We start from the raw sequence: 26,470 nt of genomic DNA on the forward strand, positions 1-26,470 counted from the left end.
CACGGGCTGGAGAATCTTATGGCTGGACCTCAGGAAAGCGTCAGCATGGCGGTGTTCTGCGATTTCGAGAACGTCGCACTCGGCGTTCGCGACGCGAAGTACGAGAAGTTCGACATCAGGCCCGTCCTCGAACGCCTGCTGCTGAAGGGAAGCATCGTCGTCAAGAAAGCCTATTGCGACTGGGATCGCTACAAGGGCTTCAAGGCGGCGATGCACGAGGCCAGCTTCGAGATGATCGAGATTCCGCATGTGCGTCAGTCGGGCAAGAACTCGGCCGACATTCGTCTCGTCGTCGATGCGCTGGATCTCTGCTATACGAAGTCGCATGTCGATACCTTCGTGATCATCAGCGGCGACTCCGACTTCTCTCCGCTCGTATCGAAGCTGCGCGAGAACGCGAAGAAGGTGATCGGCGTGGGCGTCAAGCATTCGACCTCCGATCTGCTCGTCGCGAACTGCGACGAATTCATCTTCTACGACGACCTCGTGCGCGAGCAGCAACGCGCGGCCGCCAAGCGCGAGGCGCGCGAAACGAAGCGCCCGGCGGAGGAAGACCGGCAGCCGAAGCATGAGATGGAATCGCGCAAGTCGCAGGCCATCGCGATCGCGGTCGAAACGTTCGAGGCGCTCGCATCGGAGCGCGGCGAGAGCGGCAAGATCTGGGCCTCGGTGTTGAAGAGCGCGATCAAGCGGCGCAAGCCGGGTTTCAGCGAATCGCAATATGGTTTTCGCGCGTTCGGCAATCTGCTCGACGAAGCGCAGGCGCGTGGTCTTCTGGAAGTCGGACGCGACGATAAATCCGGCGCCTTCGTGTTTCGATCGGCGCAAGTGACGGCAGTCGATGTCAGACCCGCCGATGCGCCCGTGACCACCAGAGAGAACGACTCGCAGCGCAATGGCGGCCGTCGCGAGAAGCGAGGCGCGCGCAAGCCGGCTCCCGTGGCGCTCGTTCAGGAACCCCTGGTCGCCGTACAGGAGCCCGCCGCCGTCGTCCACGAACCGCATGTGCCGGCGGAACCCGAGATGCCTGCGACGCCCGTCATGCCGTTGGCGCAGACTGAACCCGCGCCTGTGCCCAAGGCGAAGAAACCGGCCGCGCAGCGTCGCGCACGCAAGACCGCGGCGAAGCCAGGCGCGGATGACATGCAGCAGGTTTCTACGGAGACCGCGAGCGAAGCACCTGCTGAAGCCGAAGCTGCGAAGAAGCCGCCGCGCAAGTCGAGCTCGCGCGCGGGACGTTCGCGTAAAGCAGTCGACAAGGAAAGCGATCAGTAAGTTATTCGAATCAGCTCGTAAATCGATAACTATGAAATCGCTTAAACAATACGGACGACTCGATAAAAGCAATTAGAAAGTTATCCGATATTCTCCGGCGCGCGACCTATAATCCAGACCGCGGCGCACTCACGAAACGTTCAACGGCGGCTCGCGGAGCCGCCATCTGACGAAGCCCGCGTTCATCCTTCATTCGACGTCTACCCCGACGTCGCCCGTCCAGTGACCGTTGCTGCGCGATGATGCGCAGCACGCGTCATGCTGTCCTTATCTTTTTTAATGACCTACCCGCTTCGATGAAGTAAAGGACGTGCGTTTCTTTATCAACTCAGCGCCTGACTCATTGGAAGGAGACGAACATGAAAAGCAAGCGTCTATTCGTTCTGTCGGCAACTGCACTGGCGCTCGTGTCCATCGGTAATATGGCATGGGCAGACGGCGGCTGTTCGAGCGCGTCATTGCGCGGTTCATATGCGTTCAGTGCGGTCGGTGAGGTGATCGGAATTCTGGATGACGTGGGCGTGCATCCGTTCAAGACGCCGTCGGTGCTGAATGATGTCGCCATCGTGCGTTTCGATGGCGTCAGTCATTTTTCTCGTACGGATTTCGGTACGATCAACGGCGTGCCGAAGACTCCCGACTTCAATTCGGATCAGTCCGGCGACTATACGGTGAACGCCAACTGCACCGGCACCATGACGATCAGATACACCAGCGGCGTGGTGCTCGACCTGATGATGGTGATCGCCGATAACGGCACGGTTGTCAAGGCGGTGATCGGCACGGAGACCGTGCCCGCATCGACGCCCGCTCTCGATGGCACCACATGCGGCACCAGTTGCAAACAGGCCGTGCGAGTGAGCTTCGATGGCAAGAAGGTCTTCGATGCGCGAGATCGCGACTGGCGCACGGGCTCTCAATAGGGCCTCGCAAGGCGGCTCGGGCAAACTGCACGATCGGCGACTCGGCTTGCCGCAACGTCGCATGCTGATCGTGCTGCGTCATTGCTTCGCGGTGAGCGCGGAAGCATCCCGCGTCTGCGCCGCCGCTTCTTCCTCCGCACGCCAGCGCTGCCGCGACCGGTACATCGTCGCGAGCGCCAGGCGCGCCATCTTCACCCACCCCGAGCGGCGCGGGTCCGCGAGCATGCTGAGCGCGCGCGCATAGTCGAGCGTCAGGCCGGGCGTCCAGGCCATCGTCGCCGCGCGCTTGCGCACCTGCGCCGCGACCCATAGCTCGGGCGTCGTCAAGATGCGCACGAGCGGTTTCCATCCGCCACCCTTGCCCCACGCGCGCGCCGAAGCACCTTCGATCGCCGCTTCGAGCGCGCGCGCCACCGAGCTCGAACAGTTGCGATACGTGAGGTTATACGTCGTGTCGCGGCGATACTCCTGCCAGAAGTGCGCGAGCCGCTCGGGATCATAGTTGCGGATGCGGACCTGTTGCGTCGATGGACACCATGCCCTGGATTCCGTCGCGTAATCGGGTTGATAGAGGCCGGGGACATCGTTGTCGCGGGTCGCGCGCAGGGTGCGCGAGAACTCGTTCCGCGAACGGTCGATCTCGACCGCCGGATAAAGGCTGATATAGACACCCTCGGGCGTTTCCAGCGCGGCATGGCCGGTGGAGATGGTGCCGTTCCTGTCGACGGCGGCTATATAGCGATCGACGATCAACTGCCTGCGCGGCTGCGACTTCGCCGTGCCGACGGGCGTCCACACGTGCACGGTCAACGCGGCTTCATCGGGTCCGGGCGGGCCGTCCCATACTGCGCCCGCGAATGGCGATGCCGTGGGCTCCTTCTCTTCCTCCACATTCTCGTCCGGCGCGCCTTCCACCGCCGGATTCGCCGCCATGCGCCGCACGCGCGCAGCGAGCAGGATCATGTTCCAGCCGCCGAAGAACAGACCGAACGCGACGCAATACGCGACCGTGCCGGCATAGTGATCGGGATAAGGCTGATAGAAGAAGATCGCGATGGCGATTTCGAGCACGCCGCCCGCGGTCGCGAGCCGCCACCGGCGAAAGCGCACCACGCGCGCGGAGACGATCTGCAATGCGCCATCGACCAGAAAGAGCGTGCCGAAAATGAGTGCGAACGCGAAGTTGCCCTGCTCGCCGCCGAACAGCACGAGCAGTGCGGAAAGACAGAAGGTCGTACCCTTCACATAGCGCAGCTTGCGCTGGCCGCCCATGCCGGTCCACGCTACGGCCAGCGTGGCGAGTCCTTCGAGGAGCATCACGAGTACGAAGGGAATGATCGGGAAATAGAGCGATCCGTCGAGCGCGTCGGTGAAGATCACGGCGCCCAGCGCGATGCTGAAGAGCCCCAGCGCCAGCACCGAGCGCCAGCGGGTGCGCAGATAATCGACGCCGAGAAGAATCATCACGAGACGAACCATCGCTTCCTCCGTCCGATCAATTCGATCATGCGATGCCTTGTGCCGCACGTGAGCGGTCAAACACTATATAAGGCAATCGCGCGGAAAGCGGCAAGGCACGCGACACGTGCGCGAATAGAACAGACAAATGCGCGCGTTCATCGTGCATGTCGCCCGATGAACGCGCGTTCGCTTCTCTGTACGCTTCACGTCATGAAAGACTCCGTTGATCAACTGCCGAAGAAGGGCTGGCAGAAGTCGATCGGACCGGCACACGAGTCCTTCAGCGCGGCATGCTTCGTCGCTCCCGGCATGCCTGATGCGCTGGTGCCGGACTGTATGCCGCCATAGGCTTGTGGAGCGTCGGCGCGTTGCGCGGCCACCTTCGCTTCAGCGGCCTGAATGTCGGACGGGTAATACGGATCGCTCGCGATCGCGGGTTTGTAGCCAGCTTTTTCGACCGCGACGAGATCGGCCCGCACCTGGGCTCGTGTGACCGAACCGGTCGATTGAGCGAAGGCGAGTGCGGGCGCGGCGAGCGTGGCGGCAAGGGTGAGACTGACGAGCAACTTGTTCATGATCGACTCCAAAGGTGATCGGGGTTTTATTGATCGGGTATCCGAAATAAAGTACGTGATTCGGTCTTTCTTCAAGGCCGTGCGTCGCCTGGAATGTCGACGCCCTGTTGATCCGCATTCGTTTCGCGACCTTGATGAAACTTTAGCCGCCCCGGCGCGCGCCGCCCATGCTACGAAGGGACGTGCGCGCACCAACCTTGGGTGTATCGGCTAAACATTCGTTTGGGGTGTGCGCTGCGGAACGGTCCGTGCGGTTGCATGCCATGCAACGCGCGGATAGGGCAGCTCATGCAGCGGGTTCAAGCGTTCATGCGAAGGTGTTATCCCCTTGCGATATTGATCGCGCTCGCGATATGGAGCCTGCGAAGGACTCAAACCTTGGTATGGGTTGACGCAACCATTGGGCGGTGTCTTCAACCCTAAGTACGGGTAGGCGGGCCATTTCCGTTCGACTAACTTTGAGCCATCGCGATGCCGGTTTGAATCAGGCACAGGCGGTTTGCGAGACGAAGGCGGCGCGGTCGACACGATCTTCGTCGAGCACGTGAGCCTCGCTGTCGTGTCGCGACCCGTCGCACGTCATGTGTGCGTGTCCACGTGAGCCGTTCATCGCGTGTTCTGGTTAATTCGATCAAGGAACGGAATATGAGGACGACCGCAATGGCTTTCGATCCATGGGCGCGGACCATCTTTCAATTGGCTAACCTGCACGAGGGCATTCGTAGGGATGCGCCAGCGCGCGAACCGGCCATTGCTGAGGCGGGCAAGCGGCGCATTGCGGTGAAGCTGATCGATCGTCCCTCGGCCACCACGGCCACGATCGAGTGGCGCGACCCCACGCGCTGCTGCTACGGCGATCAGGTATGGCGCGCGATGCGTGCGCGCACCGCGGGAATTTGCGCGATGAGCGGCCGCGCGATCCGTCCGGGCGATGCGGTTTATGGACCGAACTCGCGCCCGATTCCGCGCAATCTGGGCGCGATGATTCTGGCGTCGGTTCTGGATCGGGCAGAGGCGCAGTGATCGATCTTGCGCACCGAAGATTACATCTGCAAGACAGCACGCGAATGCAACGGAAGATGTCGCCATTAAGGCTTTCTTAAGGATCGGTGATGCAGGCTTTGTCTCCCAAGGGCGCAACCCTCCGGAGGCATATGGCTCAACTACATGTTGTTCACCTGCTCCTCACGTTCGCGGCTATGTTGTCCGCGCTGTGCTCCGGATTCGGCATCGTATACACCGTGTCGGCCAGCCTTCTGATGCGTCGGTTCTTTTCGCGGCCGATGAGTTCGCCCACTTCCTTCCCCGCGCTCACTGTCGTCAAGCCGTTGCATGGCGATGAGTGGAAACTATTGGAAAACCTGACGAGCTTCGTGGAGCAGGACTATCCGGCGCCGGTTCAATATGTGTTCGGCGTCCACGACAGTTCAGATACGGCGCTCGATACCATCGCGCTCGTGCGCGCGGGTTTTCCTGAGAAGGATATAACGGTCGTCGTAGACAGCAGGGTATATGGACCCAACCGGAAAATCGCCAATCTTGTGAATATGTTGGATCGCGCCAAGCATGACGTGATCTGCTTCGCCGACAGCGACGTCTGTGTGGCCCCAGGTTTTCTCCGGGACATCGCAGGTGCGCTACAGCAGCCCGGAGTGGGTCTCGTGACGAGCGCGTATCGCGGAATGTGCGCGCCCGGCTTCTGGCCGCGAGTCAGTTGCGCGATGACCGACTACCATTTTCTGCCCGGCGTGGTAACGGGACTGTCTATTGGACGCGCGCGACCATGCTTCGGGCAGACGATTGCCATTACAAGAGCGACGCTTCTGCGCGTAGGCGGTCTTGCGCAGTTCGCGCATCATCTCGCTGAGGATTACGCGATCGGCGAAGCCGTGCGCCGCAGCGGATTATCGGTCACGGTCCCGCCGTTCGTCGTGCGTCATGCTTGTGTCGAAAGTACTTTTTCTCAGTTGTTCGCACATGAATTGCGATGGAGCCGCACGATCCGCGCCGCTGATCGTAGCGGGCACCTTGGTGCTATCGTGATGCATCCGTTTCCGCTCGCCTTGCTCGCCGTACTCTTTTCCTTCGGCAATCCATTGGCTTGCTGGCTGACGGTGCTGACACTGATGGCCCGCGCGCTCCTGGTCTGGCAAACGGATCGCGCCACGCGACAGCGTTGCGGCAGCTTTCGATGGCTGCCGCTCTGGGATGTCCTTCAGTTCGTAATCTACGTGACGAGCTTTTTTTCGTCGCACGTGCTATGGCGTGGACAACGCTTCGAGGTCGACGATGACGGTTTGTTGTCGCCGTGTGTCCAACGTGACGCGAGCCTGAAATGACCATCGACACGACGATGACCACTCTTTTCGGACAGGCCGGGCCTCGATGAAATATCTCGGGTCCGCAGCCGCCTTGCTCGGCCTGATGATCGCCGGATGGCTCATCTGGCGCGATGACCCCGTGGCGGTCCTGCGTCTGCTGGAGTCCGCCGGCGCTGGCCTCTTGCTGGCCGCTCTCGTGCATGTCCTGCCGATGTTGCCGAACGCCTGGGACTGGCGCCTGTTGATACGTGACGCGGAGCGTCCGTCGTTCGCGAGCATGCTCAAACTGGTCTGGATTCGCGAGTCGATCAACGGGTTGCTGCCAGTGGCGCGCATCGGCGGGGAGATCGTTTCGTTTCGCCTGCTCGGACGTGTCGGCGTGCGGCCGGCCACGGCCGTGGCGAGTCTCGTCGTGGACATGCAGCTCACGCTGATCAGCCAGGTCGTGTTCGCGCTCATCGCGCTAGGCTATGTGCTGGAGCAGACCTCGTCGGATTCCGCGCGCCTCGCGGGAAGACTGGCATGGGGGCTTGCCGGGCTGATGCCGGTGCTCCTGCTGTTCGCGCTGGTGCAACACGCACGGCCGTTCGAACGCGCCGCGCGAACGTTCAACCGGGTCACGAGCGGCAAGGTGGTCGATCTCGTCGGCAAGTCGGCACGCATCGATCAGTCCATCAAGCTGATCTGGCGGCAGACCGGCATTGTGATCCGCTATTTGTTCATCTGGCAAACGCTCCAGTGTCTTGGTCTGGCGCTCGAAATCTGGGTCGCGTTGCGCGTGCTCGGGTCGGACGCGAGCTTTGCGACCGCGTTCGTGCTCGAGGCGCTGATTCAACTCGTGAGCAGCGTGGCGTTCGTCGTGCCGGGCAACATCGGAGTGCAGGAAGGCGGCTTCGTGGTGATCGGCGGCATGCTGGGCCTCGATGCGCCCACCTGTCTAGCGCTGGCAGGCGCGCGGCGCGTGCGTGATCTGCTGTTCTTCGTGCCGGGACTCATATACTGGCAAGCGGCCGAGCGTTCGTTTGGCTCGCGGCGTTCGACGGCGTCTCCGAAATGAATGAACCTCTCTTTGACGGATTCGCCGTCGAACGGCTGATTCAGGTTTTCAACCCGCCCGTGCTGCCGCTGCGCAGGCCGGATAACGCGACCATCGAGGCCGCGGATCGCAACGTCAGGCAGTGGACCAGCCAAGTGACGGGCGCACTCGAGCCGGGCACGGATGCGCATCGTCGCGAGATGTGCAGGATGTTTCGCGAAACGTTCAGTCCGTACCGTCCATCGGTTCTCGACTGGCCGCAGCTCGAACCCGAAGCGCTCGAGAGGATCGTTTCCCTGCCGATCTGGGACATCGCCGTGCAGACTGAGGGCAGGGCGCGGCTGCGCATGGCTGCGTATGCTGCGACCATCAGCGAGCCCGACGTACGTGATGCGCTGACGCTGAACGCGTGGGAGGAGAACCGTCACAAGGAAGTGCTGTCGCGCATGGTGGGCGCATACGGCATTCCGCTTGCGAGCGAAGCGCCGTATGTCTATCCCGGCGACACTGAATGGGCCTACCTGGTCACGGGTTACAGCGAGTGCATCGACAGCTTCTTCGCGTTCGGGCTGTTCGAGGTGGCGCGTCGCTCGGGCCTCTTTCCGCCCGAACTGGTCGATACCTTCGAGCCGGTCATGCAGGAGGAGTGCCGCCATATCCTGCTCTTTGCAAACTGGGTGGCATGGCATCGCGCGAAGCTTTCCTGGTGGCGGCGCATTCGCTTCGAGTTGAAGGTAGCCGCGGTGTGGGCGTTTCTCGTGTGGGAGCGGATGAGCCTCGCACGAACGATCGACGCCGAAGGCAAGGAGCACAGGCACGACAACAACTTCACTGTAAATGGCGCGCAGTCTCTGTCGTCGGTGCAGATCGATGTGCACGAACTCATGAAGCTGTGTCTCGCCGAGAATGAACGACGCTTTTCTGGTTACGACAGGCGGCTGTTGCGTCCCGAAACCATTCCGAAGCTCGTTGGTTTGGCGGTGCGTTTCATGCGCGCGGGAAAAGGGCGCTAGCGATGCGATTCGAAACGCCGGCGTCCAGACCTGCGGCATTCATCCCAATGTCAATCCGATCCCCGCAAGCGGACAAAAACCTTTGAGGGCAATCATGAAAACGCTGTTTCTACAGGCACCTTCGTTCGACGGCTTCGATGGCGGAGCGGGCTCGCGTTTCCAGACGAGGCGCGAGATTCGATCATTCTGGTACCCGACGTGGCTCGTCCAGCCTGCCGCGCTGGTCGAGAACAGCCGGGTGGTGGACGCGCCCGCGGATGGCCTTTCCTTGAATGCGACTCTGGACATTGCCCAGGAATACGATCTCGTCATCATTCATACGAGTTCGCCGTCATTCCAGAGTGATGCGCAATTCGCGGAGCATTTGAAACGGCGCAAGTCCGGCATTCTGATCGGGATGATCGGGGCGAAGGTAGCCGTCGATCCTCACGGCTCGCTTGCCGCAAGCGATGCGATCGACTTCGTGTGCCGTGAGGAATTCGACTTCACCTGTCGCGACATCGCGCAGGGCCTGCCGTTCGAGTCGATTCTCGGTCTGAGCTATCGTCTTCCCGACGGCGGGATCATGCACAACGAAGCACGGCCGATTCTCGAAGACATGGACCAGTTGCCGTTCGTGGCGCCCATCTACAAGCGTGACCTCAAGAGCGACAACTACTTCAGCGGCTATCTCAAGCATCCGTATGTTTCGCTCTATACGGGACGCGGCTGCAAGTCGCGATGCACCTTCTGCCTCTGGCCGCATACGGTCGGAGGGCATCGCTATCGCACGCGCTCGGTGGAGAACGTGCTCGAAGAAGTGAAGTGGATCAGGGACAACATGCCCGAAGTGAAGGAGATCATGTTCGACGACGATACCTTCACCGATCTCCGGCCGAGGGCGGAAGAGATTGCTCGCGGGCTCGGCAAGCTAGGGGTGACGTGGTCGTGCAACGCGAAAGCGAACGTCCCGTATTCGACGCTCAAGGTGATGAAGGAAAACGGCCTGCGGCTCTTGCTCGTCGGCTACGAGTCCGGCGACGACCAGATTCTGGTCAACGTCAAGAAGGGCCTGCGTACCGACATGGCGCGCCGCTTCAGCGAAGATTGCCGCAAGCTCGGCATCAAGATTCACGGCACCTTCATTCTCGGGCTTCCGGGGGAAACCCATGAAACCATACAGAAGACGATCCAGTATGCGAAGGAGATCAACCCGCATACGATCCAGGTATCGCTCGCCGCGCCCTATCCGGGCACGGTTCTTCATAAGCAGGCAGTCGAGAATGGATGGCTCGAAGAGAGCAAGGTCATCACGCTCGTCAATTCCGTGGGCACGCAGCATTCGGCTATCGGTTATCCGCATCTTTCGCGCGAAGAGATTTTTCTCGGCGTGGAGGAGTTCTACAAGCGCTTCTATTTCAGGCCGACGAAAATCTGGGAAATCGTCCGTGAGATGCTGGTCAGCTGGGAGATGATGAAGCGGCGTCTGCAGGAAGGCGTGGAGTTCTTCAGGTTCCTGCGTGACCACAGGGCGTGATGTCCGGTCGGAGTATTGTCCTTTGCCGATGAAGAGAAAAGGCCACCTTGGTGGCCTTTTTTTCGTCACAACGACCTTACTTCGAGAGGTTGTCCATCGTGGCGAGCAGATCGGCCAGGGCCTGTCTGCATTTGGCCTGATCGGGCGCCCTGGCGCGAACTTCGTCCAGCGCATGATCGATGGCCTTGTCCACGGCGTGCCAGTCAGCGGCGGCGCGCGGCTTGAGCGAAGGCTCGGCGTCATCCCACGACAATTCCAGATCGCGAATGCGCGTCCTGGCTGCGGTCAGATCGCCGGCGTCCACCTTCGCGGCAGTATCGGCCACGATGCTGCGAAACGATGAAAGATCGCCTAGCTTCGTAGCGGCCTGGGCGCTTGCGATTGCCTCGAATCCGGCAGGCGAGAGCGAGGCGAAAAGCGCGGCGGCGCCAATGGTGAAATTCAATGCAATAGCACGTAAGCGGCTCGATTTCATGACTGCTCCTTGTTGTGATCAAATGGTTTGAGATTCACGCGCTTGCGGTTTGCGCGCACTCAGATAAGCAACGAGCCCGACGATCACGAGTAGAAAAAGAACGCTGGTATAGATCGTGCCGAAACCCATGCCGCCGTATTTGCGCTGTTGAGAAAGAAGGTCACCGAGCGATGCGCCCAAAGGCCGCGTGAGGATGTAGGCGATCCAGAACGCCAGCACGCGATTCATGCCGAAGCAAGCCGCGATCGCGGTGACACCGATCATCCCGCCGAAGATCGACACGCCGACGGAAAAGCCCCAGCCCAGCGCCTCGGTGGCGAGATCGCCCGCGGCCGTGCCGAGCGCGAAGGTGCACAGAATGGCCGCCCAGTAGAACGCCTCGCGCCGCCGCGTGTCGATCGCGTTGATCGACAAGGTGCCTTCCGAGCGATACCAGCACCAGAAGACGGCGGCCAGCAGCGCGGAGAATGCCGTCGTGCTCGCATAAAGGCTCACGCCTGCGCCGTCGGTCAGCGCATCGGTGATTTGCGTGCCGACGATGCTCACCAGCACTACGGTGAGCCAATAAATCCAGGGCACGTACTTATGCGAGCGCACCTGCATGAAAAGTGCCGCGACGAGCAGCGCGCCCGTGATGAGATCGGTGACGAGCGTGCCCAGTCCCGCGTTGACGGCGAGATAATCCGCGCCGGTTTCTCCGACGGTGGTCGACAAGACCTTGATGATCCAGAAGACGAAGGTCACCTCGGGAACCTTGTTCAAGGACCGAAGCAGAATCGAGTGGTGCGCGCCTGCCATTGCGGATCTCCCGTTTGAGTGTGAGCGAGCGGAGCGCCATGTCACGGCGATCCGTTCGCACGCACTTTCGGGGAGCAAACTTAGTCGGCGCTTAGCGAGCAGGCTTGCGAAAGCGAAAGCTTGCGTGCATCCATAACCAAAAGTACCGGTTCTTGCCAAGGAAATATCGTTGGCGGGAGCTCGGGCAGTTCTATATCGTTTCGAACAAGATGCCAGGCTGGCTCGAAAACTTATATTCAACGGAGACACGTATGACTGATTTTCTGTCTGCGAGCGAGTATCACCGAATCGCACATGACCTGAAACTGCCGACCTCCGCCATCATCGATGGCAAGCTCTGCGGAGCATTGTCGGGCGAGACGTTTACTACCACCAACCCCGCAACGGGCGAGCGCCTCGCGGACGTGCCGGCCTGTGCCAGCGCGGATGTCGATGTGGCCGTGGCAAGCGCGCGCGCCGCATTCAACGACGGCCGCTGGTCGAAGCTGCATCCCGCTGAACGTAAGCAGGCCATCCTTCGTCTGGCGGATCTCGTCGAAAAAAGCGCGCTCGAACTTTCCGTCATGGAAAGTCTCGATGCCGGCAAGACGATCTTCGACTGCCAGATGGTGGACGTTCCGGAGACCGTCAACGTGCTTCGCTGGCACGCCGAGGCGATCGACAAGATCTACGATCAGGTTTCCCCTGCATCGGACGATCACATCTCAATGATCGTGCGTGAACCGGTCGGTGTCGTCGGCCTCGTCCTGCCGTGGAATTTCCCGCTGCTGATGCTGGCATGGAAGATTGGCCCGTCGCTCGCGGCAGGTTGTTCGCTCGTCGTGAAGCCGGCCGTCGAAACTTCGCTTACTACGATGCGAGTCGCCGAGCTCGCGCTCGAAGCAGGCATTCCCCCGGGCGTGTTCAATGTCGTGACCGGCAGCGGCCGTTCGGTGGGCGAGTCGATCGGCCGCCATCCCGACATCGATATGGTGTCGTTCACCGGATCGACCGCTACGGGACGGCGCTTCCTTACCTACTCGTCGGAAAGCAATCTCAAGGAAGTCGTGCTCGAGATGGGCGGCAAGAACCCTTGCATCGTCATGCCCGACGCAACGAACCTCGACGCCGTGGCCGGCCACATCGTCAATGGCGCGCTCTGGAATATGGGCGAGAACTGCTCGGCGATCGCGCGGCTGATCGTGCATCGCGACATCAAGGCGGTATTGCTCGAGAAGATGCTGAAGCTCGCCGCCGAATGGCGCGTGGGAGATCCGCTCGATCCCGCCAACCGCGTTGGACCGCTGGTGTCGAAGCAGCATTACGAGAAGGTCGAGTCGTATCTCTCGGGCGACATCAACCTTCTCTTCGGCGGTGAGACGAGTGAAGGGCGCTATGTCCACCCGACCATCGTTGACGTTGAAAGCAACGACGCGAAGCTCGCGCGCGAGGAAATCTTCGGGCCGATCCTGTCGGTGATCACGGTGGACAGCCTGAAGGAAGCGATCGACATCGCGAACGACACCGAATACGGCCTGTGCGCTTCCGTTTTCGCGGGTAATGGCAAGCGGGCATTGCGAGCCGCGCGTGCGATCCGCGCGGGCACCGTGACGGTGAACTCCTTTGGCGAAGGCGACATTACCACCCCGTTCGGCGGCTACAAGCAATCGGGCTTTGGCGGGCGTGACAACTCGCTTCATGCACACGACCAGTACACGCAGCTCAAGACCATCTGGCTCGATCTGAGCGACGATGAAACCGACGAAGTGTGAGACGCCTGTCTGACTTCGGATAGCGGCACGGGGCGCAAGGTCCCGTCCGGTCATTCACAAGCGATGCGGTTTTAACGAGCTGCATCGCAATCAGCTACCAGCGACGCCCGTCGTTCATACGCCATCCATCCGCGACATGGTGCGACTCATCTCGCGCGTCTTGTCCGATATCGAACGAATTAGAGCCCATTGCCCTGCCGAAACGATCGTGCGGGAAAAAGGGCCTCGCGTAGAGACCGTTCGGCGCTGCGGCGCGAGCGCACAAGCCGAGCTTTCCCCAGGCGCCGGCTGAATGAAAACAGAAGGAGCAACTATGTCATCGCAAAGTAAGACTTTGAGCGCAATCGGCGAAATCTCCGCGCCGGAGACGTCGGCCGCGTTCAAACGACGCTTCATGATGAGGATGATTTTCGTCCTGACAGGCGGCATGTTTCTCGACGGCTATATCCTCGGGATCGTTGGCCCCGTCAGTAGCAGGCTGACCGCCGAGCTCGGCGTTTCGATGTTCTGGGAGGGCCTGATTGCCGCCGGCGCATTGTTCGGCATCTTGTTTGGCTCTCCGCTTGGCGGCTGGGCCGCCGACAAGTACGGCCGCAAACCGCTTTTCATGGCGGACATGGGCCTGTTCCTGATTTCTTCCGCCTTGCAGTTCTTCGTCAGCTCACCGCTCCAGCTCTTCATCGTGCGGCTCCTGATGGGCGTCGCGATAGGCGCGGAATACTCGGTCGGCTGGCCGCTCATGTCGGAATTCGCGCCCTCCCGGCTACGAGGACGACTCATGGGCTTGACTCAGGTCGCGTGGTACGCCGGCTTCATGATCGCCTTCGCCGTTGGATTCGCGCTGAATGAATCTACCCATCTGGGTTGGCGCTTCATCCTGGGTACGAGTTCGTTCATCGCGGCGATCCTGTTCGTCGCCCGCGTGGGACTGCCGGAGTCACCGCGCTGGCTGTGGAACCAGAAGCGGGTCCGCGAGGCGCGAGCGGTTGCCCGACGGTACATGGAAAGTGCCGCGGACGCGGCGGACGTCGAGCGCGAATGCGCCGCCGTGCACGGCGCGGGACTCGGGATGCTGTTCTCGGCGAAATACTGGCGCGCCACGCTGTTCATGTCGATGTTCTGGTTCTGCGCCGTCACCCCTTACTTCGCGATCGGCACGTTCGCAGACAGCGTGCTTCAGCGGTACGGCCTCGGTGGCGGGCTCGCTGGCGGGATCGGTCTCTCCGCGGTTGCTCTGGCCGGAGTCGTGGTGACGGTCCTGTTGATCGACAAGCTCGGCCGGCGCACGCTGACTGTACCGCCTCAGTGGCTGTGCACCGTTGTGCTCGCGATCATCGGCTTGTGGACTGGCGCGCCGCCCGTGGCGGTACTGGTGTTGTTCCTCGTGTTCTCGTTTTTCAACGCGGGCTACAACACCCTGACTGGCGTCTACCCCGGCGAGGTCTTCCCGACCGAGGTCCGCTGTATCGGGACTGGCTTCGCGGCCGCCGTCAGCCGCGTCGGAGCGGGTCTCGGCACCTTTCTTCTGCCGTGGTCGATGAGTCACATCGGCGCCTCGGGAACGATGCTGATCGCCGCGGGGATCGCCGGCCTCGGCGCTGCGTTGTCACAGTGGCTTGCGCCCGAAACCAGGGGCAAGAGCCTCTCGGAGACGGCCGCTGGCTTTACCCACTAGCGCGAAGCCGGAACCAATTCGACTGAACATTCAATCAGGCCCGCGTCGCCACCCGCTCTTTCATAACGAAAAGTAGCGTTACGTCCCAACAAAATGTCGGTGGTGACGTGAGGTCGATTTCGATATCGTTGTACGCAAGATGTCCCCGAAAACGGGGCGAAAATAGCCTGCGGCAAGCCGATTCTGGAGACAAGGTTTGCCGTTGGAGATGCCTTAAAAATAGTAGAAGAGCACGCAATGTTTTCTCAACCGACGTTCGCGATCGAGGATGACTTGATCGGCCCGGTTTGGCGGACCGCCAGGCCGCTTCAGTCGCTGCTGTCCTGCTTGTTTGTGCGCGGTATTCGCGCGAGCGCAGCCCGCGCATCGTCTATCGGCGTTGCGTTGACTGGAATCAACTCCCTTGGAATCGAAAATGCAGAAGGTCACCTCAACGCCCGCGGATGATTCCGCGTGTGGCTGGTATCACCTTAGCGGTCCCCGCAATCCCCGGCCGTCGCACTCAGGGAAGAAGAACGCGCGCTGGACGGTAGTGGGCGCCGGATACACCGGACTCGCCGCCGCCCGACAGCTTGCATTGAACTTCCCCGATGAAGAGATCGTGCTTGTGGAAGCGCAGGAAGTGGGCTTCGGTACGGCCGGGCGAAATGCAGGATTCGCAATCGATCTTCCGCACGACATCGGCGCCGACGATTACATCGGGGACATCGAGACGGCCAGGGCGACACTCCAGCTGAATCTTCTGGGTCAGTCGATTCTTCGCAATATCGTCGAGGAGCACGGTATCGACTGCGCCATGCGCGCGTCCGGGAAGTATCAAGCCGCAGTGGAAGGCCGGGGGCTCGCGGTGCTCGACGCCTATCGCCGCGGTCTCGACAAGCTCGGCCAGCAATACGAAATGATAGAGGGGAGCGACTTGCCCGGACATATCGGCACGCGCTTCTACAAGCGCGCCCTTTACACGCCGGGAACGATCCTGGTGCAGCCCTCCGCGCTTGTCAAAGGTCTTGCCGACAGTCTGCCGGCCAACGTGACGCTCTACGAGCGCACGCCGATTACCGAAGTGGAATACGGCAAGAAGGTCGTGCTGGGACATGCCCAGGGGCAGATAGTCACCGACAAGCTGATTCTGGCCAACAACGCGTTCGGCATGCGGTTTGGATTCCTCAGACGTTCGATGCTGCCGGTTTTCTTGTACGCTAGCCTCACCAGGCCTCTATCGACGCACGAGCAAGAGGCGTTGGGCGGAAAGTCGTTCTGGGGTGTCATTCCGGCGGACCCGTTCGGAAGCACGGTTCGGCGCACGCATGACAACCGCATCCTGATTCGCAACAGCTTCAGCTTCAACCCCGATGGCCGCCCGAAGCAACAGTACCTGGCGCGGATGGCGAAGAAGCATGAGATATCTTTCCGGAGAAGGTTTCCGATGTTGCCCGATGTCGGCTTCGATTACACGTGGAGCGGGTCGCTGGCGCTTTCTCAGAACCACGAAGGTTTCTTTGGTCAGCTGGGTCCCAACGTCTACGGCGCACTGTGCTGTAACGGTCTGGGCATCACGCGGGGAACCGTCACCGGAACGTTGCTCGCAGACTGGATCGCTGGAAAGAGCAACGCGCTCGTCGAACATCTCCTGAGATCGCCTGGACCGAAGACGGCGCCTCCGGAACCATTCCTTTCGTTGGGCGTGAACGCAACGTTATGGTGGGGGCAGCAAATGGCTGGTCTTGAAAGTTGAGCAAAGGTTCTCTCAGTCACGCATGTAGAGCAGGCAGCACGACACACGGTTCATCACTCGTCCCATTTTTTTAGCAGAGGCTGGAACATGAAATTCGAAGGCATTTACACTCCCGCGATCACGCCCTTGTCGAGCGATGGGACTATCGACAAACAAGCATTTGCCGAAGTTATCGAGTATCTGATCGCATCGAAGGTGCATGGCATCATCATTGGCGGTTCCACCGGCGAATACTATTCGCATACGCCTCAGGAGCGCTTCGATCTGGCATCCCATGCCAGGGAGATCATTGGTTCGAGGCTGCCGCTCATTGTCGGGACCGGCGCGATTCGTACTGAAGACTCGGTCGAGTACGCAAAGGCCGCCAAATCCATCGGGGCGGACGCGATCCTCGTCAGCTCGCCTCCTTATGCATTGCCGACCGAGGAAGAGAACGCCATCCATGCGCTGGCAGTCGATCAGGCTGCCGGCCTGCCCGCGATGCTCTATAACTATCCCGGGCGCACGAACGCGCTGATGGGGCGAAAGTTCTTCGAAACGGTGGTTTCGAAATCCAGGAACTTTGTCGCCATCAAGGAGAGCTCGGGCAGTACCGGCCAGTTGCACATGCTTGCGCGCCATTTCCCGAGCATCAATCTTTCTTGCGGCTGGGACGATCAGGCTCTCGAGTTCTTTGCCTGGGGCGCCCGAAGCTGGGTGTGTGCCGGATCGAACTTCCTGCCTGAAGAACATATCGCGCTGTATGAGGCATGCGTGGTCCAAAAGGATTTCGACAAGGGCCGTCGAATCATGTCCGCGATGATGCCTTTGATGGACTTCCTCGAAGATGCCGGCAAGTTCGTTCAATCGATCAAGCAGGGTTGCGAGTTCGCGGGGCTGCGTACCGGCGGCTTGCGAGCACCGCTGCAGCCGCTCGACGACGAGCAGAAGCAGACATTGCAGCGAATCGTATCGGCGCTCAAGGACGAGGTGAAAGCGGTCACTGCCGGCAACTAGGAAGACGGACTCCGCGCCCGATAGCCGCTGTGATGGCACAGGCGCGGAGTCACTCACGTTGCGACAAGCATTTATCCGTCACCAAAGCATTACATAGCCGGGAATTGACGATATAGTGAGCCGAATCACGAGCGTTGCGAATGAATGTTCAGCAAGTTTTTAATCCGGTTCGAGCATGGTGTGTCGGCTCGAACGTATGACTTTCTCTGAACGGAGTGCTCGGTCATGAAAACGCTTTTCTCCCTCATCGCAGCGTCGGCTCTCTGTTTCACACCACTCATGGCGAGCGCGCAGCAAAGCGTTCGCATCGGCGTGTCCGCGCCGCTCACCGGTTTGGGCGCGGCCAACGGCAAGGACATCGAAAACGGTGTGCGACTCGCGGTGGAAGAGGCGAACGCCCAACACCTCAACATCGGAGGTCAGCCGGTTCAGTTCGAGCTCGTCTCGGTCGACGATCAGGGCGATCCGCGCATAGGCGTTCAGGTCGCGCAGAAACTCGTCGATGATGGCGTAGTGGCGGTCGTGGGCTATTACAACTCCGGCGTCGCGCTGCCTTCCTCGCCAATTTTCGCGAAAGCGGGCATTCCGCTGATCGATCCTGCCGCGACCAATCCGGCTATCACGCGCCAGGGCTTGAACAACGTGTTTCGCATCATCGCGACCGACACGCAGAATTCCGGCAACGCCGGCACCTATGCCGTGAAGGTCACGAAGGCCAAGCGGATCGCGGTAATGGACGACCGGACAGCGTTCGGACAAGGCGCAGTCGAAGAATTCAAGAAGGCCGTGCAGGCAGCCGGTGGTCAGGTCGTGTCCGAGGAATACACCAACGACAAGGCCGTCGAGTTCAATGCCCAGCTGACGAACATCAAGGCGGCCAACGCCGACCTTCTGTACTTCGGCGGGCTAGATGGCCAGGCAGGTCTCATCGTCAAGCGCATGAAGCAGCTCGGCATACACGCACAGTTCGTCGGAAGCGGCGGCATCGCGGATAGCGTTTTCATCAGCTCGGCGGGAAGCGCGGCAGAAGGCGCGATGGCATGGGAGTACGGCCGGCCCGTCGATTCATTGCCCGAAGGCCGTGCATTCGCGCAAAAATTCAAGAAGCGCTTCGGGGCGGATACGCTGACCTATGCGCCGTTCGCGTATGACTGCGCGTGGCTCGCCATCACCGCCATGAAACAGGCGAATTCCGTGAAGCCGGCTGTCTTCATGCAAACGCTGCGCTCGATTAAGTACGACGGCATCACCGGCCATATCTCATTCGACAAATACGGCGATCTCAACAATCCGACATCGACGCTCTATCAGGTCAAGTCGATGAAATGGCAGCCGGTTACGACGATCGGCGCGGAGAAGTAAAAGATGAAAGGGGCGTGATGCATTCACCGCAATTCCGCGCGGAGATCCCGCACGCCACGCCCCAGCCGTTCCCGTAATAAGGTTCGCAACGTCGCGCCATCCACATAACCGACTTCCGCCGCGATCGCATCGATATCGAGCCCGCTTCCATGCAGGAGAGATTGCGCGCGCTCCACACGCAAGTCCTGAAAGTACGAAAGCGGCGACTTTCCGAGCACCGCTTCGCAGCGCCGTTGCAACGTGCGCGTGCTGGTGGCGAGCGCGCCCGCGGCCGCCTGCAGCGAGAACCCCTCCTTGAGATGATCACGCGCCCACTTCTCGAAGCGCATGACGAGCGGGTCGGCCTGCGCGAGATGATTGGGAATGATGTAAGGCGCCTGCGACGTGCGGATATCGGCGAGCAGATAGCGCGAGACGAGCGCCGCGAGTTCAGGGCTCGCCTGACGCGTCAGCCACAGCGCGAGATCGAGATGCCCCATTGCCGCGCCGGTCGTGACCACGCGTCCCGATGAAACCAGCATGCGCGATTCGTCGAGCAATACTTTCGGATAGCGTTGCCGGAAGAATGGAGCGAGCGACCAGGTCGTGGTCGCTTCGCGATGATCGAGCAGGCCGGACTCCGCGAGAAGAAATGTGCCGATGCAGGACGCAGCCACGCGCACGCCTTCGTCATGCCACTTCTGCAAAAGCATCTTCGCATCGTGAACATCGCGGCGTTCGAGCGCGGGCAGCAGCGTTTCGGGGGTCGTGGCCCGCAACGCCGGAACGATGACCCAGTCCGGTTTCAGCGCCGGATCGACCGGCGTAACGGGCACGATGAATCCTTGCGCGGTCTTCACCTTGCGACGCACGGCGATGGTCGTCACGTCGAAGCGGGGCGCGCCGCCCATCAGCTTCGCGGAGAGTGCGTTGGCAGTGGAAAGGACGTCGAGCGTGACGGTGAGGCCGGTATCGAACAGGCCTTCGAGGGCGAGAACGGCGACGCGCATTTCGCAAACTCCGTATTGGCGTAAATGACGGCAAAGATGTCATTTGCGACTATACAGAAAAGCCCGGGCCGACGCTACGATGAGCTCCGCAGTATCACTCAACCCGTACCGTGGAGGTCAACATGAAGGTCATGGCAATCGGTTCGATCCTGAAGCCGCTCAGCGACGAACAGCGGCAGCAAGTCATGCCCAGGGAAGTGCCCGACACGCTCAGGCTTTATCTCGATGGCCTGATCGAGCAATTCTGGTTTCGGCAGGACAAGCCGGGCGTGGTGTTTCTGATGAACGTGGAATCAGTGGAGAAGGCGCGGGAGGCGGTGGAGGCGTTGCCGCTCGTCACCGCGGGTTTCGCAAGCTATGAGTTGCTGCAGGTCGGCCCGCTCGCGCCCCTCGGCCGGCTGATTCAGGGTATGTGAAACCGGTGAAAAGCGCCGGGAACGAGCCGCTTTCCGGCGCATTGGTTTTTATGTCAGGAAGCTAAGATGCTTCCTGTCTCCTCTTGCTTCTTCTCCTCCAGGGAAAAAGCGACCTTCACGCCGTGCGGATGAGTCTTCCGCACGGCGTTTTTTCTTTTTTACCCGACGCGACTTAAACAAGGGTTTACCGCAGGTCGAACCCGCTTGACGTCACCCGCTCCGCGCCCGATACTTTGTCCGTACAAAGTGACGTTTGAGACAGGAGACTTGAAAGATGCATTCGGACAGAGTGGGCAAGCAGCGTTACCGGGCCAGCTACGGCCGTTATCTGGAGGACTTCACCGTCGGCGATATTTACGAACATCGCCCGGGCCGCACGATTACGGATGCGGACAACATCCAGTTCTCGCTGCTAACGATGAATTTTCATCCGATGCATTGCGACGCGCATCACGCATCGAAGAGCGAATTCGGCAAGCTTCTCGTGAGCAGCGGCCTGACGGTTGCGATCGTGCTCGGCATGTCGGTCAACGACGTGAGCGGCAAGGCCATCGCCAATCTTGGCTGGAAGGAAATCCGCCTGACGGGCCCCGTTTTTGCGGGCGACACGCTATATGCGGAATCGGAAGTGCTCGAAGTGCGCGAATCGAAATCGCGCCCGACGCAGGGCATCGTCACGGTGCACACGCGCGCGTTCAATCAGGACGGCAAGCCCGTCATGGATTTCATCCGTACCGCGCTGATCGCCAAGCGCGGTCACGGCACGGCTGAAGACTAACAGCCCGCATCGCCGGCGCAACACCGCCGGCGTCCCATTTCCGTTTCGCTACAAGACCGCTCGAGTGCATCGGCGCGCGGCGGCGAGACGGTTCATCGTCACAGTACTGGAGACAACTGTGAGTCATTACGTAAGCTCGGGCGCCCGGCTGGACCGGCTGCCGATGTCTCGTTTTCACTGGAAGATTTTAGGCCTCATCAGCGCGGGTGCGTGTCTCGACGCGTTCGATGTCTATCTCGCGGGCGGCGTGTCCGCCGCGATGCTCAAATCGGGCTTCTCGACGCTGCAGCTCAACGCGCTGTTCGTGTCGTCCGGCTTTCTCGGCATGGTGATCGGCGCGGGGCTGTCGGGTTATCTCGGCGATCGCTTCGGACGCCGTTCGTCGTATCAATTCAATCTCGCGCTTTTCGGACTGATGTCCTTCGCCGCCGCGTTCGCGCCGAACATCCAGTGGCTGATCGGCTCGCGCTTCGTCATGGGCATCGGCCTGGGCGCGGAACTGGTCGTCGCGGCGGGGACCTTGTGCGAGTTCATTCCGCCCGCGTATCGAGGACGCTGGATCTCGCTGCTCGGCCTCATCGTCAACTCGGGACTCGTGATCGCGACGAGCGTGGGCTACGTCGTCATTCCGCATCTCGGCTGGCGCTGGATGTTCGGCATCGCGGGTATCGGTGCGGTGATCGTGTGGGCGCTCCGTCATCGCATGCCGGAATCGCCGCGCTGGCTCGAATCGGTCGGACGGACGCAGGAAGCCGAGGAAACGGTGAGCGCGATCGAAGCCGAGGTCGCGCGTCTCAAGGGACCGCTCACCGAATGTCCGCGCACGCAGAATCTCGAAGTGCCGCGCGTGCCGCTGTCCGCGCTGTTCCGGCGCGGCATGATCGGCCGCACGCTGACGGCCGCGCTGACCGCGATTGCCGTGAATGTGGCGGTGTATGGCTTCGTTGCGTGGCTGCCGACTTTCTTCGTGCACGAAGGGCGCGATATCGTGACCTCGCTCGGCTTCACGACGCTGATGTCCTTCGGCGCACCGTTCGGCGCGGTGCTCGGCTACCTAACCGCTGACCGTCTGGGACGCGCGAAAGGACTCGTGTTCTATAGCGTCATCGCAATCATCCTGGGCTTCATCTATCCGCAGATGACGGCCAGTGCGGCAATCGCCATCGTGGGCTTCACGCTCGTCAGTTGCATCTTCGGCATCGTCACGCTGGGCCTGTTCGGCTACGTGCCCGAACTGTTCCCGACTGCATTGCGCTTGCGCGGCACCGGCGTGGCGGGCGTGTGCGGACGAGTCGCATCGATGCTCACCTCGTATGCCGCCGTGATCCTGTTCGCGCAGCTCGGCCTGTTCGGCGTGCTGGGCATGGTCGCGGGCGTTCTGATCCTGCTCGTGATCGCCGTGTTGAGCCTGGGTGTGGACGCGAACCAGTTTTCGCTGGAAGAAGTCTCGCCCGATGAAGAACCCATTGCCAACGATCTGTCGCTCAACCATCAGGGGGCCACGCGATGAACGCACGTAACGACATCCAGCAGCACGCACGAACCGTATCGCAACGCCTGGCCTCGTTCACCACGCATCTGCAATTGAGCGATGTGCCGCAAAGCGTGCGCGAACGCGCGAAGCATCTGATTCTCGACAGCATCGGCCTCGCATATGCGACGTTGAATCTGCCGTACGCAACGTCCACGCTCGCCGCGATGCAAGAGTTGGGCAGCGGCGAAGCGACGGTCTTCGGACACAAGCAAAAGCTCGCGTTGCGCGATGCGATGTTGCTCAACGGCCTGCTGATTCACGCCCTTGACTTCGACGACACGCATGCACGAGGCGTGATTCACTCCACGGCCAGTGCATTGCCGGTGGCGTTCAATCTCGCCGAGCGCGAGAACGCGAGCGGCGCGGACCTGCTCACGGCGTATCTCTGCGCAATGGAGGTATCGACGCGCGTCGGCTCCGCGGCGAAGAGCGGCTTTCATAACGCGGGCTTTCATCCGACGGGGCTCGTCGGCGCCTTCGGATGCTCGCTCGGCGCGGCGCGTCTTCTCGGTCTGTCGGTCGAGGAGGCGCAACATGCGCAAGGGATCGTCCTCTCGATGGCCTCGGGCAATCTCGAGTTCCTGCAAGACGGCGCGTGGACCAAGCGTCTGCATCCGGGGTGGGCGGCGGTCGCTGGCGCGACTTCCGCGACGCTCGCGAAACACGGCTATATCGGTCCGGGCGCGACCTATGAAGGCCGCTTCGGCCTCTATGCCCTCTACATGAAGACGCCGCTCGAAGCGGGCGATATCGACATCGCGACGGCGGGCCTCGGTGAAACATGGGAAATCGACGGCGTCGCGCTCAAGCCGATTCCCGCTTGCCACTTCACGCATGCATCGTCGGATGCGGCTGTCGCCTTGCATCGCGCACATGGTTTGAAGGCGAGCGATATCGAACGCGTGATCGTGCGCGTGCCCGGCCCGACCATCCCGATCGTCTGCGAGCCGGTCGAACCGAAGCAGAAGCCTTCGAACAGCTATGACGCGCAGTTCAGCATTCCGTACATCGTCGCGACCGGGTTGTTGCGCGGGCGCTTTACGCTCGACGATCTCGAAGCCGATGCGCTTGCCGATGAAACCGTGCGCGCCGTGGCTGCGCGCGTCACGCACGAGGCGGACCCGGACTCGACTTTTCCGCGCCACTACACCGGCGAAGTGATCGTTCAGACACGCGACGGCCGGACGCTTTCGCATCGCGAGTCGATCAATCGCGGCTCGTCGGACAAGCCGCTCACGAACGACGACATAGTCGCGAAGTTCTTCGACAACGCACAGCGCAACCTCTCGCGCGATGCCGCCGAGCGCGTCTGCGAAGCGGTCCTCTCGCTCGACACGCAGCCGGCGCGCAACCTGGCGCAAGCGCTCGCGTAAGAAACACACATGAATACAGGAGAAGCAATGGCCACCATCGACGCCGATCAAACGCAGGACATGAGCGATTACGAAGAGAATGAGACGCTCATTCTCGACATGCTCGACCGCTTCCTCAAGACCGAGGTCAAGCCTTACGTGCACGAACTCGACGCGAAGGACGAGTACCCGCACGAGATCGTCGAGAAGATGAAGGACATGGGGCTGTTCGGTTGCCTGATCTCGACCGAGTACGGCGGCCTCGGACTCACGACGGCGACGTACGCGAAGATCGTCGATCGCATTTCGGCGGTGTGGATGTCGGTGAGCGGCATCATCAACTCGCACCTCATCATGGCGATGACGATTCAGCGCAACGGCACCGAGGCGCAGAAACGCGAGTTTCTGCCGCGCATGGCGACGGGCGAACTGCGCGGTGGCATTGGCCTGACCGAGCCGGACTGCGGCACGGACCTTCAGGCGATCCGCACCGTCGCGCGCCGCGAAGGCGACGAGTATGTCGTCAACGGCAACAAGACATGGATCACGAACAGCAAGTACGGCAACATCCTCGCGTTGCTGGTCAAGACCGATCCGGACGCGCAGCCGCGCCACAAGGGCATGAGCCTTCTGATCGTCGAGAAGGGGCCGGGCTATGAAGTGAGCCGTCAGTTGCAGAAGCTCGGCTACAAGGGCATCGATACCTGCGAGCTCACGTTCAGCGACTTTCGCGTGCCGGTGTCGCGCGTGATCGGTGGACAGGAAGGGCTGGGGCTCAAGCAGATTCTGAGCGGCCTGGAGCTGGGGCGCATCAATGTTGCGGCGCGCGGCGTCGGCGTCGCACAGGCCGCGCTTGATGAAGCGGTCGCGTATTCGCAGCAGCGCAAGACCTTCGGCAAGCCTATCTGCGAGCATCAGGCGATCGCGCTCAAGCTCGGCGAAATGGCGACACGGGTGGAAGCCGCACGCCTTCTGACCGATTCGGCCGCGCGCGCGTATGACAAAGGCCTGCGTTGCGACATGGAAGCGGGCATGGCGAAGTACTTCGCGACCGAAGCGGCTGTCGAAAACAGCATGGAAGCCATGCGCATCCACGGCGCGTATGGCTATTCGAAGGAATACAACGTCGAGCGGCTGTATCGCGATGCGCCGCTTCTGACCATCGGCGAAGGCACCAACGAGATGCAACGTCTGATCATCGCCAAGATGCTGATTGCGAGGAACCCCGCATGAGCCTGCCCCTTTCCGGCGTACGTATCGTCGCCATCGAACAATACGGCGCGGGCCCGTTCGCGACGCAACATCTCGCCGATCTCGGCGCCGAGGTCATCAAGATCGAGAACTTCCGCGAAGGCGGCGACGTGGGCCGCAACGTGGGCCCGCATTTTTTCGGCGAAGGCGACAGTCATTTCTTCGAGGCCTTCAATCGCAACAAGTGCAGTCTGACGCTTGATCTGAAGAAGCCCGAAGGGCGCGAGGTGCTGCTCGATCTCGTGAAGACGAGCGATGCGGTCTTCAACAATCTGCGCGGCGATCTGCCCGTGAAACTGGGTCTGACCTATGACCAGTTGAAGGACGCGAATCCGGCGATCGTCTGCGCGCATTTGTCCGCGTATGGGCGCACCGGCAGCCGCGCTTCCTGGCCCGGCTATGACTATCTGATGCAGGCCGAAGCGGGCTATCTCTCCGTGACCGGCGAGCCCGACAGCCCGCCCGCGCGCTTCGGCCTCTCGATCATCGACCTGATGACCGGCACCACCGCCGCCATGGCGCTGCTCGCCGGTCTCGTGCAGGCGCGCGCGACGGGCATCGGCCGCGACCTGGACACGAGCCTCTTCGATGTCGCGCTGCATAACCTCGCGTATGTCGGCACGTGGTATCTGAACGGCGGCACGGTGACCGGACGCGACCGGCGCTCCGCGCATCCGTCGCTCACGCCGAGCCAGTTGTACAAGACGAAGGACGGCTGGATCTTCCTCATGTGCAACAAGGAGAAGTTCTGGGGCGTGCTGGCCGAGATTCTCGACAAGCCGTCGTGGATCACGGATGAACGCTTCTGCAATTTCAAGGCGCGGCTCGCGAATCGCGATCTCGTCGAACAGGAACTGGATGCGGCGCTCTCGCGCGCGACGACCGCCGAATGGCTCGAACGCCTGGGCGGCCGCGTGCCCGCCGCGCCGGTCTACGACATCAGGCAGGCGCTCGACAATCCATTCGTTGCGGAGCGCCAGAGTGTGACCGAAGCGGAGCATCCGCGTTTCGGTAAAGTCCGCAATGTAGCCGCGCCGGTGCGCGTGAACGAGACCATGCCGGCGCGCTCGGCGCCCGAGCTCGGGCAGGACAACGCGAGGCTTCTGGCCGAACTCGGTTACGATGCTGGTCGGATCGCTCAATTGCGCGAAAGCGGCGCGGTGCAATGATGATGCTTGCACCGGATGATGTCGCGCGAAAGGCGGGTCCGTCCGTCAATCCTTCATCGTGCGTGCAAA

At 61.3% G+C, this 26,470-nt stretch carries 25 protein-coding genes; 20 read left to right on the forward strand and 5 right to left on the reverse strand.

Annotated features, from left to right (window positions below; translation table 11 throughout):
• Positions 1–18: 18 nt before the first annotated feature.
• A complete protein-coding gene (locus tag AWB79_RS09960; RefSeq protein WP_061167235.1) occupies positions 19–1,275 on the forward strand; it encodes an NYN domain-containing protein in 1,257 nt (418 codons plus the stop codon).
• Between the two features lie 359 nt (positions 1,276–1,634).
• Entirely contained in the window at positions 1,635–2,198 is a 564-nt protein-coding gene (locus AWB79_RS09965) for a hypothetical protein (RefSeq protein WP_061167236.1), read from the forward strand.
• A 78-nt stretch (positions 2,199–2,276) separates the two neighbouring features.
• On the opposite strand, the gene AWB79_RS09970 is transcribed toward AWB79_RS09965, so the two are convergent.
• Complete coding sequence (locus AWB79_RS09970) at positions 2,277–3,677, reverse strand: HdeD family acid-resistance protein (protein ID WP_061167237.1); 1,401 nt, start codon at positions 3,675–3,677, stop codon at positions 2,277–2,279.
• Positions 3,678–3,886: 209 nt separating this feature from the next.
• On the reverse strand, positions 3,887–4,234 hold the full coding sequence (locus AWB79_RS09975) for a DUF4148 domain-containing protein (protein WP_061167363.1): 348 nt from the start codon (positions 4,232–4,234) through the stop codon (positions 3,887–3,889).
• On the opposite strand from AWB79_RS09975, the gene AWB79_RS39410 reads away from it, so the two are divergent.
• The 6 genes from AWB79_RS39410 (at position 4,233) to hpnJ (ending at position 10,120) form a co-directional block, all read left to right on the forward strand.
• On the forward strand, positions 4,233–4,448 hold the full coding sequence (locus tag AWB79_RS39410) for a hypothetical protein (RefSeq protein WP_157695730.1): 216 nt from the start codon (positions 4,233–4,235) through the stop codon (positions 4,446–4,448). The two genes, AWB79_RS09975 and AWB79_RS39410, sit on opposite strands and share 2 nt — an antisense overlap.
• Before the next feature lie 446 nt (positions 4,449–4,894).
• On the forward strand, positions 4,895–5,257 hold the full coding sequence (locus AWB79_RS09980; RefSeq protein WP_374728535.1) for a DUF3331 domain-containing protein: 363 nt from the start codon (positions 4,895–4,897) through the stop codon (positions 5,255–5,257).
• 131 nt (positions 5,258–5,388) lie between these two features.
• Positions 5,389–6,573: a bacteriohopanetetrol glucosamine biosynthesis glycosyltransferase HpnI gene (gene hpnI, locus AWB79_RS09985; protein ID WP_061167364.1), complete on the forward strand. Its 1,185-nt coding sequence runs from the start codon at positions 5,389–5,391 to the stop codon at positions 6,571–6,573.
• Between the two features lie 46 nt (positions 6,574–6,619).
• Entirely contained in the window at positions 6,620–7,612 is a 993-nt protein-coding gene (locus AWB79_RS09990; protein ID WP_061167239.1) for a lysylphosphatidylglycerol synthase domain-containing protein, read from the forward strand.
• Positions 7,609–8,604, forward strand: a complete 996-nt coding sequence (locus tag AWB79_RS09995; RefSeq protein WP_061167240.1) for a hypothetical protein — start codon at positions 7,609–7,611, stop codon at positions 8,602–8,604. Before AWB79_RS09990 ends, AWB79_RS09995 begins: the two co-directional genes overlap by 4 nt.
• A gap of 94 nt (positions 8,605–8,698) precedes the next feature.
• A complete protein-coding gene (hpnJ, locus tag AWB79_RS10000) occupies positions 8,699–10,120 on the forward strand; it encodes a hopanoid biosynthesis associated radical SAM protein HpnJ (protein WP_061167241.1) in 1,422 nt (473 codons plus the stop codon).
• A 76-nt stretch (positions 10,121–10,196) separates the two neighbouring features.
• Here the strand turns inward: hpnJ and AWB79_RS10005 are convergent, their stop codons facing one another.
• Together AWB79_RS10005 and AWB79_RS10010 are read right to left on the reverse strand one after the other, a co-directional pair.
• A complete protein-coding gene (locus AWB79_RS10005; protein ID WP_061167242.1) occupies positions 10,197–10,595 on the reverse strand; it encodes a hypothetical protein in 399 nt (132 codons plus the stop codon).
• Between the two features lie 18 nt (positions 10,596–10,613).
• Positions 10,614–11,393, reverse strand: coding sequence for a COG4705 family protein (locus AWB79_RS10010; RefSeq protein WP_061167243.1), 780 nt, complete (start codon positions 11,391–11,393; stop codon positions 10,614–10,616).
• 251 nt (positions 11,394–11,644) lie between these two features.
• On the opposite strand from AWB79_RS10010, the gene AWB79_RS10015 reads away from it, so the two are divergent.
• The 6 genes from AWB79_RS10015 to AWB79_RS10035 all read left to right on the forward strand — a co-directional run bounded on the left by AWB79_RS10015 (position 11,645) and on the right by AWB79_RS10035 (position 18,912).
• The gene (locus AWB79_RS10015; protein ID WP_061167244.1) at positions 11,645–13,144 is read left to right on the forward strand and encodes an aldehyde dehydrogenase; all 1,500 of its coding nucleotides are present in this window, start codon (positions 11,645–11,647) and stop codon (positions 13,142–13,144) included.
• A 334-nt stretch (positions 13,145–13,478) separates the two neighbouring features.
• Positions 13,479–14,819, forward strand: coding sequence for an MFS transporter (locus AWB79_RS10020; protein ID WP_232470859.1), 1,341 nt, complete (start codon positions 13,479–13,481; stop codon positions 14,817–14,819).
• A gap of 237 nt (positions 14,820–15,056) precedes the next feature.
• A complete protein-coding gene (locus AWB79_RS39415; RefSeq protein ID WP_157695731.1) occupies positions 15,057–15,266 on the forward strand; it encodes a hypothetical protein in 210 nt (69 codons plus the stop codon).
• Positions 15,235–16,554 (forward strand): NAD(P)/FAD-dependent oxidoreductase, encoded by a 1,320-nt coding sequence (locus AWB79_RS10025; RefSeq protein WP_061167245.1) that lies wholly within the window; start codon positions 15,235–15,237, stop codon positions 16,552–16,554. Before AWB79_RS39415 ends, AWB79_RS10025 begins: the two co-directional genes overlap by 32 nt.
• Before the next feature lie 87 nt (positions 16,555–16,641).
• Positions 16,642–17,550 carry a dihydrodipicolinate synthase family protein gene (locus AWB79_RS10030; protein WP_061167246.1) on the forward strand — a complete coding sequence of 303 codons (909 nt, stop codon included), beginning with the start codon at positions 16,642–16,644 and terminating at the stop codon, positions 17,548–17,550.
• Positions 17,551–17,775: 225 nt separating this feature from the next.
• A complete protein-coding gene (locus tag AWB79_RS10035) occupies positions 17,776–18,912 on the forward strand; it encodes a branched-chain amino acid ABC transporter substrate-binding protein (RefSeq protein WP_061167247.1) in 1,137 nt (378 codons plus the stop codon).
• Positions 18,913–18,935: 23 nt separating this feature from the next.
• Here the strand turns inward: AWB79_RS10035 and AWB79_RS10040 are convergent, their stop codons facing one another.
• The gene (locus AWB79_RS10040; protein WP_061167248.1) at positions 18,936–19,901 is read right to left on the reverse strand and encodes a GlxA family transcriptional regulator; all 966 of its coding nucleotides are present in this window, start codon (positions 19,899–19,901) and stop codon (positions 18,936–18,938) included.
• A gap of 122 nt (positions 19,902–20,023) precedes the next feature.
• Here AWB79_RS10040 and AWB79_RS10045 point away from each other — a divergent pair, with 122 nt between their 5' ends.
• The 6 genes from AWB79_RS10045 (at position 20,024) to AWB79_RS10070 (ending at position 26,401) form a co-directional block, all read left to right on the forward strand.
• Complete coding sequence (locus AWB79_RS10045; protein WP_061167249.1) at positions 20,024–20,317, forward strand: YciI family protein; 294 nt, start codon at positions 20,024–20,026, stop codon at positions 20,315–20,317.
• Positions 20,318–20,591: 274 nt separating this feature from the next.
• Positions 20,592–21,095, forward strand: a complete 504-nt coding sequence (locus tag AWB79_RS10050; RefSeq protein WP_008346896.1) for a MaoC family dehydratase — start codon at positions 20,592–20,594, stop codon at positions 21,093–21,095.
• A gap of 163 nt (positions 21,096–21,258) precedes the next feature.
• Positions 21,259–22,605, forward strand: coding sequence for an MFS transporter (locus tag AWB79_RS10055; protein WP_061167250.1), 1,347 nt, complete (start codon positions 21,259–21,261; stop codon positions 22,603–22,605).
• Positions 22,602–24,002, forward strand: coding sequence for an MmgE/PrpD family protein (locus AWB79_RS10060; RefSeq protein ID WP_061167251.1), 1,401 nt, complete (start codon positions 22,602–22,604; stop codon positions 24,000–24,002). The genes AWB79_RS10055 and AWB79_RS10060 overlap by 4 nt, the downstream gene beginning before the upstream one ends.
• A 27-nt stretch (positions 24,003–24,029) precedes the next feature.
• The gene (locus AWB79_RS10065) at positions 24,030–25,214 is read left to right on the forward strand and encodes an acyl-CoA dehydrogenase family protein (RefSeq protein WP_232470860.1); all 1,185 of its coding nucleotides are present in this window, start codon (positions 24,030–24,032) and stop codon (positions 25,212–25,214) included.
• Positions 25,211–26,401: a CaiB/BaiF CoA transferase family protein gene (locus AWB79_RS10070; protein ID WP_061167252.1), complete on the forward strand. Its 1,191-nt coding sequence runs from the start codon at positions 25,211–25,213 to the stop codon at positions 26,399–26,401. Before AWB79_RS10065 ends, AWB79_RS10070 begins: the two co-directional genes overlap by 4 nt.
• The last annotated feature ends 69 nt before the right edge of the window (positions 26,402–26,470 follow it).

This window comes from Caballeronia hypogeia (assembly GCF_001544875.2).
GTDB classification, from domain to species: domain Bacteria; phylum Pseudomonadota; class Gammaproteobacteria; order Burkholderiales; family Burkholderiaceae; genus Caballeronia; species Caballeronia hypogeia.

What these genes read in the sequence shown, in the direction of transcription:
- AWB79_RS09960 (WP_061167235.1), top strand. Translation starts at nt 19, where the DNA reads ATGGCTGGACCTCAGGAAAGCGTCAGCATGGCGGTGTTCTGCGATTTC.
- AWB79_RS09965 (WP_061167236.1), top strand. Translation starts at nt 1,635, where the DNA reads ATGAAAAGCAAGCGTCTATTCGTTCTGTCGGCAACTGCACTGGCGCTC.
- AWB79_RS09970 (WP_061167237.1), bottom strand. Translation starts at nt 3,677, where the DNA reads ATGGTTCGTCTCGTGATGATTCTTCTCGGCGTCGATTATCTGCGCACC.
- AWB79_RS39410 (WP_157695730.1), top strand. Translation starts at nt 4,233, where the DNA reads ATGATCGACTCCAAAGGTGATCGGGGTTTTATTGATCGGGTATCCGAA.
- AWB79_RS09975 (WP_061167363.1), bottom strand. Translation starts at nt 4,234, where the DNA reads ATGAACAAGTTGCTCGTCAGTCTCACCCTTGCCGCCACGCTCGCCGCG.
- AWB79_RS09980 (WP_374728535.1), top strand. Translation starts at nt 4,895, where the DNA reads ATGGCTTTCGATCCATGGGCGCGGACCATCTTTCAATTGGCTAACCTG.
- hpnI (WP_061167364.1), top strand. Translation starts at nt 5,389, where the DNA reads ATGGCTCAACTACATGTTGTTCACCTGCTCCTCACGTTCGCGGCTATG.
- AWB79_RS09990 (WP_061167239.1), top strand. Translation starts at nt 6,620, where the DNA reads ATGAAATATCTCGGGTCCGCAGCCGCCTTGCTCGGCCTGATGATCGCC.
- AWB79_RS09995 (WP_061167240.1), top strand. Translation starts at nt 7,609, where the DNA reads ATGAATGAACCTCTCTTTGACGGATTCGCCGTCGAACGGCTGATTCAG.
- hpnJ (WP_061167241.1), top strand. Translation starts at nt 8,699, where the DNA reads ATGAAAACGCTGTTTCTACAGGCACCTTCGTTCGACGGCTTCGATGGC.
- AWB79_RS10005 (WP_061167242.1), bottom strand. Translation starts at nt 10,595, where the DNA reads ATGAAATCGAGCCGCTTACGTGCTATTGCATTGAATTTCACCATTGGC.
- AWB79_RS10010 (WP_061167243.1), bottom strand. Translation starts at nt 11,393, where the DNA reads ATGGCAGGCGCGCACCACTCGATTCTGCTTCGGTCCTTGAACAAGGTT.
- AWB79_RS10015 (WP_061167244.1), top strand. Translation starts at nt 11,645, where the DNA reads ATGACTGATTTTCTGTCTGCGAGCGAGTATCACCGAATCGCACATGAC.
- AWB79_RS39415 (WP_157695731.1), top strand. Translation starts at nt 15,057, where the DNA reads ATGTTTTCTCAACCGACGTTCGCGATCGAGGATGACTTGATCGGCCCG.
- AWB79_RS10025 (WP_061167245.1), top strand. Translation starts at nt 15,235, where the DNA reads ATGCAGAAGGTCACCTCAACGCCCGCGGATGATTCCGCGTGTGGCTGG.
- AWB79_RS10030 (WP_061167246.1), top strand. Translation starts at nt 16,642, where the DNA reads ATGAAATTCGAAGGCATTTACACTCCCGCGATCACGCCCTTGTCGAGC.
- AWB79_RS10035 (WP_061167247.1), top strand. Translation starts at nt 17,776, where the DNA reads ATGAAAACGCTTTTCTCCCTCATCGCAGCGTCGGCTCTCTGTTTCACA.
- AWB79_RS10040 (WP_061167248.1), bottom strand. Translation starts at nt 19,901, where the DNA reads ATGCGCGTCGCCGTTCTCGCCCTCGAAGGCCTGTTCGATACCGGCCTC.
- AWB79_RS10045 (WP_061167249.1), top strand. Translation starts at nt 20,024, where the DNA reads ATGAAGGTCATGGCAATCGGTTCGATCCTGAAGCCGCTCAGCGACGAA.
- AWB79_RS10050 (WP_008346896.1), top strand. Translation starts at nt 20,592, where the DNA reads ATGCATTCGGACAGAGTGGGCAAGCAGCGTTACCGGGCCAGCTACGGC.
- AWB79_RS10055 (WP_061167250.1), top strand. Translation starts at nt 21,259, where the DNA reads ATGTCTCGTTTTCACTGGAAGATTTTAGGCCTCATCAGCGCGGGTGCG.
- AWB79_RS10060 (WP_061167251.1), top strand. Translation starts at nt 22,602, where the DNA reads ATGAACGCACGTAACGACATCCAGCAGCACGCACGAACCGTATCGCAA.
- AWB79_RS10065 (WP_232470860.1), top strand. Translation starts at nt 24,030, where the DNA reads ATGGCCACCATCGACGCCGATCAAACGCAGGACATGAGCGATTACGAA.
- AWB79_RS10070 (WP_061167252.1), top strand. Translation starts at nt 25,211, where the DNA reads ATGAGCCTGCCCCTTTCCGGCGTACGTATCGTCGCCATCGAACAATAC.